This window comes from Rhodococcus sp. EPR-157 (assembly GCF_001647195.1).
GTDB lineage: Bacteria > Actinomycetota > Actinomycetes > Mycobacteriales > Mycobacteriaceae > Rhodococcoides.
In genome coordinates this window covers 1-7,332 of the sequence record NZ_LVCV01000251.1, presented here as the reverse complement: position 1 = coordinate 7,332, position 7,332 = coordinate 1, and the positions used below count along the sequence as shown (strand labels likewise).

At 63.2% G+C, this 7,332-nt stretch carries 7 protein-coding genes and 1 pseudogene; 3 read left to right on the top strand and 5 right to left on the bottom strand.

Annotated elements, in window-relative coordinates; translation table 11 throughout:
* The 3 genes and pseudogenes from A2J03_RS31030 to A2J03_RS11470 all read left to right on the top strand — a co-directional run.
* Positions 1-216 (top strand): annotated as a pseudogene (locus tag A2J03_RS31030) (hypothetical protein); the annotation flags it as partial.
* 48 nt (positions 217-264) lie between these two features.
* On the top strand, positions 265-981 hold the full coding sequence (locus A2J03_RS11475) for a DUF2637 domain-containing protein (RefSeq protein WP_068373636.1): 717 nt from the start codon (positions 265-267) through the stop codon (positions 979-981).
* A 43-nt stretch (positions 982-1,024) separates the two neighbouring features.
* Positions 1,025-1,522 (top strand): DUF427 domain-containing protein, encoded by a 498-nt coding sequence (locus tag A2J03_RS11470; protein ID WP_082897772.1) that lies wholly within the window; start codon positions 1,025-1,027, stop codon positions 1,520-1,522.
* A 2-nt stretch (positions 1,523-1,524) separates the two neighbouring features.
* Here A2J03_RS11470 and bluB read toward each other — a convergent pair whose 3' ends face one another.
* The 5 genes from bluB to A2J03_RS11445 form a co-directional block, all read right to left on the bottom strand.
* Positions 1,525-2,166, bottom strand: a complete 642-nt coding sequence (bluB, locus tag A2J03_RS11465) for a 5,6-dimethylbenzimidazole synthase (RefSeq protein WP_068373630.1) — start codon at positions 2,164-2,166, stop codon at positions 1,525-1,527.
* Positions 2,163-4,400: a putative bifunctional diguanylate cyclase/phosphodiesterase gene (locus A2J03_RS11460; protein WP_068373639.1), complete on the bottom strand. Its 2,238-nt coding sequence runs from the start codon at positions 4,398-4,400 to the stop codon at positions 2,163-2,165. The genes bluB and A2J03_RS11460 overlap by 4 nt, the downstream gene beginning before the upstream one ends.
* 110 nt (positions 4,401-4,510) lie before the next feature.
* Entirely contained in the window at positions 4,511-6,232 is a 1,722-nt protein-coding gene (locus A2J03_RS11455; protein ID WP_068373627.1) for a cholesterol oxidase substrate-binding domain-containing protein, read from the bottom strand.
* 47 nt (positions 6,233-6,279) lie between these two features.
* Positions 6,280-7,140 carry a MaoC/PaaZ C-terminal domain-containing protein gene (locus A2J03_RS11450; protein WP_068373624.1) on the bottom strand — a complete coding sequence of 287 codons (861 nt, stop codon included), beginning with the start codon at positions 7,138-7,140 and terminating at the stop codon, positions 6,280-6,282.
* Positions 7,137-7,332 (bottom strand): FAD-binding protein (locus tag A2J03_RS11445; protein ID WP_156520328.1); only part of this gene is annotated, 196 nt, incomplete at its 5' end. The genes A2J03_RS11450 and A2J03_RS11445, both read right to left, overlap by 4 nt.

Below are 7,332 nucleotides of genomic sequence, written 5' to 3'. Positions count from 1 at the left end.
GACCACCGACATCAGTCGAGTGCAGATGGGGCCGTCACCGCTGTCGTGGTTACTCTTGCCGTCGCCGGACTCTTCGGTGTCATCGGATTCTTCGCGACGGCCGTCAGGCTCGCGCGTCGGCGAATCGCCTGGCCGTTCTCGGTGGGAACGCTGGTGGTGTGCATGCTGACATGTATGGCGGGAGCGCTCTGGTATGCCTCGGCAATAGGCGCCTGAGCGTCTGGACGGGTTTCGTGTCGGTGGCCTCGTGCACCATGTCGAATCATGAACAAGGTCTTGCGTGCGACGCTTGCCAGTGCGGTCGTCATCACCACGGTCATCGGCATCGCGTCGTTCGTCTTGAGCTTCGCGGCGCTATGGGATCTCGCGACGATGGCGGGAGTGCCCCGGAGTCTGTCGTGGCTGTGGCCGGTCATCGTCGACGGCACCATCCTTCAAGCCACCATCTCGGTCATCGCGCTTGCGCAATTCGAGGATCAACGCAGTGGGCGTCGGTTCTTCTGGGCAGTCCTCGTCATCGCGGCATTGGTGAGTATCGGAGCGAATGCCATGCACGCGTTCATCTCTCAGGCCGGCACGCTGCACCCCGCGCTGTCGGCAACCATTGCCACCGTGGCACCGGTCAGCCTACTGGCCGCCACCCACGGCCTCGGCATCCTCGTCCGACTGCCCGCCCTCGGTCCGTCCGAGGCCTCATCGGCACGCGGCGAAGCGTCCACACAGGACGCCCCAGCTGTGCCCAAACCCCCTGTGCCCAAACCCCCTGTGCCCAAACCCCCTGTGCCCATATCCCCTGCACCCGATCCCGATCCCGATCCCGGCGAGGCTCCGGTTCGCGAGGACTCAGCGATGCCAGCCCTACAAGACGAGCGGTTGAGCGACCTTGTGGCCGAGCGGCTGAGCGATCCATTGGCAGACGTGGACCGGTGGATACTCGACGAGGACCGATCCGACGATCTCTACCCGGTAGACGCGCCTTGACCGCGGCGCCCTCGGGTGCGGGATACGTGGCACTATCGGGAGGATGAGCAAGGTGACTCCGCAGGTGCCCGGTCCAGGTCAAGAATCGGTGTGGGACTATCCGAGGCCCCCGAGGCTCGAGCAATCGAACCGGTTGATCACGGTTAGGTTCCAGGGCGTCCTGGTGGCCGAGACTCGTGAGGCCTGGCGCGTGCTCGAAACGAGCCATCCACCTACGTGGTACATCCCGCGGGACGATGTGGCCGCCAACTCGCTGCGCCCTTCCGAAGCGCGTTCCACGCACTGCGAATGGAAGGGTGCGGCGACGTACTGGGACGTGAACGGTCATGATGCGGTGAGTACGGGTGCGGCCTGGAGTTACGAGACCCCTACGGAACGGTTCCTTCCCATCACCGGTCACCTTGCGTTCTCACCGAGCCGACTGGAATGCGAAGTCGACGGCGAGCGTGCCACTCCGCAGGAGGGTGGGTTTTACGAAGGTTGGATCACCAGTGACGTCGTCGGACCGTTCAAAGGAATTCCCGGCAGTTGGGGCTGGTGAAATCAGCCGCCGAACTTCTCGCGGTGTATTGCCTCCGATAGTGGGCGACGGGGGCGCCATCCGAATCGTTCGAGGTCGGGTACCGTCTGAAATTCCGAAACGGGTCCGACGCACAGCCACGCGATCGGGCGCACGGGAGCAGGTATGCCGAGCAACTCCGACAGGAACTGCTCCTGGTAGAACGACACCCATCCGACGCCGATGCTCTCCGATATCGCGGCGAGCCACAGATTCTGCACGGCCAACACGGCAGAGAAGATGCCGGTCTCGTCGACGGTTGCCCGGCCGAGAACGTGCTGGCCGCCACGTTCGGGATCGTAGGTGACGACAATTCCGGTACCGGAAGTCTCGATGCCCTCTATTCGTATCGGATCGAACGTTTCTCGGCGATCGGCGGGGAGCGACTGCGCGAACGCCACGCGTTCGTCGGCGACGTGTCGTCCGAATGCGGCCAATGTGTCCGGGGACCGGACGATCACGAAATCCCACGGTTGGGTGTTGCCCACGCTCGGCGCATGATGGGCGGCGTCCAAAATCCTGTGCAGCACATCGTCTTCGATGATCCGACCGTCGAACTCGGCGCGAACGTCACGGCGTGATCGGATTGCGGTGTAGACCGACATCGGGTTTTCGGCGTCGCTCATGGGGTATCCGTGTACTCCTTCAGCTCGGCGTTCAGCTTGGTCACCGATGCCGGTATCTCGTCGGCCGGCACCGGACGCCCCACATAGTAGCCCTGAGCATAGTTGCAGCACAAAGCTTTCAACTCCAGGAGGGTATCGCGGTCTTCGACTCCTTCGGCGGTGATGGTGAGGCCGAGGGTGCGTGCCAGGTCGATCGTCGATCGTACGATGACACGATGCGCGGGGACCGTCATCATGTCGAGCACGAACGTCTTGTCGATCTTCAACTGCTGCACAGGTAGTCGCTGAAGGTATGCCAGCGAACTGTAGCCGGTTCCGTAGTCGTCGATCGCGAGCGTCACGCCGAGTCGGCGCAACTCCGCCAGGGTTTCGATCGCAACCGGTGGGTCCGTCATCGACGAGGTCTCGGTGATCTCGATCGTGAGCATTCGTGGGTCGAGTCCGGCGTCGAGCGCCCGTCGAACCTGCTCGACGAGTGTGGTGTCGAGCAGGTTTCGAGTCGAGACGTTGATGGAGAGTGCGAGATCGATGCCCTCGCGTCGCCACTCGAGGTGCTGTGCAGCCGTCTGGGTGAGGACGAAGTCGAGAAGCGGGCGGATCAGGCCGGTGCGCTCTGCCATCGGAAGGAACGAGTCGGGTTCGATCAATCCGCGGACAGGATGGTTCCACCGCAGCAGGGCCTCGACACCGATTGCTTCCATGGCTGTGAGGTCGACCTGAAGTTGGTAGTAGAGCTCGAGATGATGCTGATCGATTGCCGTGGTGAGCTCGCTGAGAAGAAGCAACTGCGCACTGTTGTCGCGAGCCATCGAACTGTCGTACACGGCGGTGCGGGGCTGCACCGTCTTGGCGGACTCCATCGCAAGGTAGGCCTGTTGGCCCAACGTCTCCGTCGGCGGTTCTGCCGACGTCGATATTCCGATACTGACCTCCACGAACAGCGTTGCATCAGCGGTGGTGACCGGCCTACGTAGCGTGTGGTGCACGTCGTGGGCGATATCCTCAGCTTCGAACGGGAAGGTCGTGGTCGCGATCAGGAATTCGTCGGTGCCGACACGGGCGACGACTCCGCGCATGCCCACCGTGCGGGTAACGCGGTGGGCGACGGCGCGGACCACGTCGTCGCCGACCCGGTGGCCGAAGGTGTCGTTGATGTCCTTGAATCGATCGATGTCGAGCAGCAGGAACGCAAGTGGTCGTCGGTAGGCGTCGTTGACGTCGATCCATCGTTCGAGACCGCGGCGGTTCAGGAGACCGGTGAGATGATCGGTGTCGGCTACGTTTCGTAATGTCCTCGTCTGCCGTTGCAGTAGCCGAAGCAACTCGCTCACCCGCACGAAGATCAGGCACACAAGGATCGTCGCGCTCAGGACGACTCCCCATCCCCATTCCCGTACGGGCTCACCTCGGATCAGCATGATCGCCATGACCGCAGGTGCTGTCAGCGCCGCCGCGGTGACGATGAGCACGGTGGGAAGGTTGTACGAGGCCGCGATGGTCGAAACGCTGCTGCGCGGGTTCGGTGCGGAGAGGCGGCGCATCGAGGGGTGCAGTGCGGCGGTGCCGACGAGGATGTTGTAACCCAGGTAGCCCGCGTCCGCAACGTTCTGTCCGGCAAAGGTGAAAGTAACGAGTTCGTACGCCGTGTCAGCGGCCAGGACAAGGACGACGGCGGCTATGAGCAGTCGGAATGCTGTGCTCTGCCACTGCGTCGCACTGACGAAGTGAACGAGAAGACCGAGTAGAAAGATGTCCATGGCGGGGTAGGCGACGGCAAGAAGCCCCGCAGCGGTGGAGACGTCGACCGCGTTCGGCTGAACGACGAATATCCACAGAATCAAACCGAACGCGATCATGACGATCATGCTGTTGGCGACGTGGCCGAGATCGCCTCTCCTCCAGCCTTCGTGAACCAACAGATAAAGACCGGCCGCGAGTACCGGGTAGCCGACGAGGTAGATGTAGTCCGCCGGGGACGGCAACGGGACGGTGCCCTGGGTCTGCGAAATGTAGAGGTACATGGCGTCGCCCGCCACCCACAATGCAGACCCGGCGGCAACTAGCCCCCATGCCCGGATGGAGGCGGGCCGGTAGATCCACATCCCTGCAATCACCGCCGACACCGAGAGCAGTCCGATGCCGACGAACACCGATTCCGAGACCGGCCCTGGTGGACTTGCGAAGTATCCGGCGCACGCCACGACGCCGAATACGAGAAACAACCACCACTTCACCGGTTGTCCTTCCCCCTCACCGCCACCACGAGTTCGCAGTCCCAACATTCCACATTCGATCACCCAGGACACTTCGAATGCGCGATCGGGGCGCAGCGGTACCTGGGTAGTCAGGGAAGGAGCTGGTCGATCAGGGTGTTGCTGTAGATGCGATGTGGGTCGAAGGTGTTGTAGACGGAGAGGGCGGTGTCCCAGTTCTCGTCGGCCGGGACGCCCTCCCTGTAGGTATCGGGAAGTATCGTGTCGATGACATCGGCATCCTTGTACGGCAGCTCGGTGCTGAAAGCCCATCCCTTGGACCACTCGGGCCGGAACGTTGCCCATTGGCCGGAGTAGTGTCCGCGCATCCACTGTTCCATCTCACGGTAGAACGCGAACATGCCGGGAGTGCCGGGGACTCCGAGCACGTTGAGCCATATTGCGGTGTCCCACTCGGGGTGGTCCGGGCGAGGTCGCATGGCCGAGATGGTCGGTGGACCGGCCGAATCGACGACGACGTCGGCCGGATCGTCCATACCGCAGCATCGGATCTCCACTGGACCGTTGATGGGGAATTGTCCGATGGACTGGTAGTAGGACACTCGGCTCTGGAACCACACGGCGAAGTCGTGAATGACTTGTGCGACGTTGGCCCTGGAGGTGATGACGGCGCCCCCACCTTCGGTCAGGAGCAGGGTGCTCGGTTTGATGTAGAACTGTAGGTCCTTCGCCCATCCCCAGAGGTCGTACGACGCGGTTGCGGCAAGCCCGGCGACCGTCGTCCCGTAGAAGACCTGACCGAATGCCGGTGCGATGGAGGTATTTCCAACGGTGAGCTGTCCGATCAGATCCGAGGCGATCTCGGGCAGGTTGTCAGAGAAGGGATAGTTGTACGGCCCGAACACTTCTCGTGAAGTGGGCGGCTTCTGTGGGCAGATCGACCATACTTTGAGCCACGGGTTTTCGGTGAACGGGTACCAGATTGCTTCGACGCGTCCGGTCCGGTCGAGGAAGCTCTCGAAGGTTCGACCCGGGGCTCCGCCGGTGGCGAACAATTCGCGCCAGCCGATATCGGTGAAGCTCTCGCAGCGCATGCGAGTATTCGCGCCTGCCTGCAGCGTCACCGAGGTCAGGAAGGTACGCCCCAGATGCGCCAGCAGGGGAGTGATCTCGGGCTCCGACCGATCGAAGGTGCGCAGTGCGTACTCGGAGCCATTCCACACCACCGCGGTGAGCGACGTGATCAAGTTGCTCATCGAGCCGTATGTCGTTCCAGGAGTGATTGATTCGCCAACAGCCGGCACCGCTGCCCCATGTGCATCGACCGCGAGTGCCCCCGCGACGGACAATACACCCGGCGCGGGCACGCTGACCCATCCCAGTCCGTTGTTCTGCAACTGCGCCAGAATCGCCTCGATCGTGGCTCCCGCTCCGGCGGAGACCGTCGCGGCGCCGGGATTCACCGAGATGCCGTTCAGGTGAACCATGGTGTCCACCAGAACGGTTCGATCGAGGTTCTCGCCGTTGACGATGGTCAGCGGGGTCCACCCGTGCATGGCGCCGCGCGGGCGAATGCGGTAGCCGTTCGCGTGTGCCCAGTTCGCCAATCGCACCACGTCGTCCGGCGTCACGGGTGAGCAAGTCCAGATGGCGTCGAGGATGATCTCTTTCGACCAGTTCTGGTAGCGCTGCTGATACAGCGGAATGCCGCCGGGGAAGTTCGGCGGTGCGGGTATCGTCGTATCGGCGCTTCCGAAGGGGGCGGCACCGGCGGGTACTGCACGCATCACCGAGGCAGCGGCGAGTGCGCCTGCCCCGGCGGCGATGAACTGTCGGCGATTCAGCTCGGACATGATTCTCCGTCTTCTTTTTCAATCGGGCTTGGCGAGCCCGATGGGGCTTAGCGGGCAGCAATTACGACATCGGCGAGAGCAGGGGCGTCCTCTCTCCCGGGTACGGTCACGCCGACAATGTAGCGATCGCCTTCATCCCAGATGCGGCACGCTAGGTCCTCGCCGGGATAGACAACGCCTGCGAAGCGCGCGGCGATGCTGCGCATGGCGCCGGCATCGCCATCGAGGACGGTGTCCGTGACTGCCTTCGCAACCATCGAATACGTGCACAGGCCATGCAGAATCGGTTTCGGAAACCCCGCTGCACGGGCGAATTCGGGATCCGAGTGCAAAGGATTCCGATCACCGCACATGCGGTACATCAACGCCTGTTGCGGCAGGATCGGAATGCGCACTTCGGCGTCCGCGACCCGGTCCGGTAGTGCCACCCTGGTGGACGGGCCGCGCTCGCCACCGAATCCACCTTCTCCTCGTGCGAAGATCGACGATCGTGCTCGCCAGAGTGCGGTGCCGTCGAGAGCCGTGGTGATCATTTCCTGCACGATGACAGCAGCACTGCCCTTGTCCCAGATTTCGGTGATTCGGGTGACCGTCTCGGCCTCCCCCGACGCCGGAACAGGTGCATACGTCTCGATCTCTTGGCTGCCGTGCACAACCTTCGCCAGGTCGATGTCGATTCCGGGGAACCGCACCCGGGGAGCCTCCGTGCTGTGGAAGGTCGCCGCGACGGTCGCGAACGTCGGAAGTACCTGGGGCTTCGCGTCGTCGAGATAGCGCAATTCCCGGTTGTCGAGCGGCGACGATCCGGCGCCGAGAGCGAGGTGATAGGTCTGAATATCGTTGGGAGTCCAGGAAAACCGTTGTCGAGGTAGCTCGGCCCCGAGGGCAGCCTTCAGATCTATGCTCATTGTGCCGTCCGGCTGATCATGTCGAGCACCGCTAGATATCCGAAGGTCATGGCCGGCCCGATGGTCGCGCCGGGCCCGGCATAGGTGTGCCCCATGACCGGGGCGCTTGCGTTGCCGACCGCATAGAGACCATCGACGACACTGCCGTCCTCACGCAGCACGCGCGCGTCGGCGTCGGTGAGGAGACCTCCC

Coding starts and splice junctions, on each gene's coding strand:
- bluB (WP_068373630.1), bottom strand. CDS start 2,166: ATGAGCGACGCCGAAAACCCGATGTCGGTCTACACCGCAATCCGATCA.
- A2J03_RS11455 (WP_068373627.1), bottom strand. CDS start 6,232: ATGTCCGAGCTGAATCGCCGACAGTTCATCGCCGCCGGGGCAGGCGCA.
- A2J03_RS11470 (WP_082897772.1), top strand. CDS start 1,025: ATGAGCAAGGTGACTCCGCAGGTGCCCGGTCCAGGTCAAGAATCGGTG.
- A2J03_RS11475 (WP_068373636.1), top strand. CDS start 265: ATGAACAAGGTCTTGCGTGCGACGCTTGCCAGTGCGGTCGTCATCACC.
- A2J03_RS11450 (WP_068373624.1), bottom strand. CDS start 7,140: ATGAGCATAGATCTGAAGGCTGCCCTCGGGGCCGAGCTACCTCGACAA.